At 50.9% G+C, this 1063-nt stretch carries 1 rRNA gene; it reads left to right on the top strand.

The features are described 5' to 3' along the window. A 23S ribosomal RNA gene (locus tag ACFQ8Y_RS22770) occupies positions 1 to 1063 on the top strand; the annotation flags it as partial.

A 1063-nucleotide genomic window follows, 5' to 3' on the forward strand; every position in this document is an offset into this window, starting at 1 on the left:
GGTGATCTACCCATGTCCAGGGTGAAGTTCAGGTAACACTGAATGGAGGCCCGAACCCACGCACGTTGAAAAGTGCGGGGATGAGGTGTGGGTAGCGGAGAAATTCCAATCGAACCTGGAGATAGCTGGTTCTCCCCGAAATAGCTTTAGGGCTAGCCTTAAGTGTAAGAGTCTTGGAGGTAGAGCACTGATTGAACTAGGGGTCCTCATCGGATTACCGAATTCAGTCAAACTCCGAATGCCAATGACTTATCCTTAGGAGTCAGACTGCGAGTGATAAGATCCGTAGTCAAGAGGGAAACAGCCCAGATCGCCAGCTAAGGTCCCAAAGTGTGTATTAAGTGGAAAAGGATGTGGAGTTGCTTAGACAACTAGGATGTTGGCTTAGAAGCAGCCACCATTTAAAGAGTGCGTAATAGCTCACTAGTCGAGTGACTCTGCGCCGAAAATGTACCGGGGCTAAATACACCACCGAAGCTGCGAATTGATACCAATGGTATCAGTGGTAGGGGAGCGTTCTAAGTGCAGTGAAGTCAGACCGGAAGGACTGGTGGAGCGCTTAGAAGTGAGAATGCCGGTATGAGTAGCGAAAGACGGGTGAGAATCCCGTCCACCGAATGCCTAAGGTTTCCTGAGGAAGGCTCGTCCGCTCAGGGTTAGTCAGGACCTAAGCCGAGGCCGACAGGCGTAGGCGATGGACAACAGGTTGATATTCCTGTACCACCTCTTTATCGTTTGAGCAATGGAGGGACGCAGAAGGATAGAAGAAGCGTGCGATTGGTTGTGCACGTCCAAGCAGTTAGGCTGATAAGTAGGCAAATCCGCTTATCGTGAAGGCTGAGCTGTGATGGGGAAGCTCCTTATGGAGCGAAGTCTTTGATTCCCCGCTGCCAAGAAAAGCTTCTAGCGAGATAAAAGGTGCCTGTACCGCAAACCGACACAGGTAGGCGAGGAGAGAATCCTAAGGTGTGCGAGAGAACTCTGGTTAAGGAACTCGGCAAAATGACCCCGTAACTTCGGGAGAAGGGGTGCTTTCTTAACGGAAAGCCGCAGTGAATAGGCC

The organism is Isoptericola sp. NPDC056605 (genome assembly GCF_042792795.1).
Taxonomy (GTDB): domain Bacteria; phylum Actinomycetota; class Actinomycetes; order Actinomycetales; family Cellulomonadaceae; genus Isoptericola.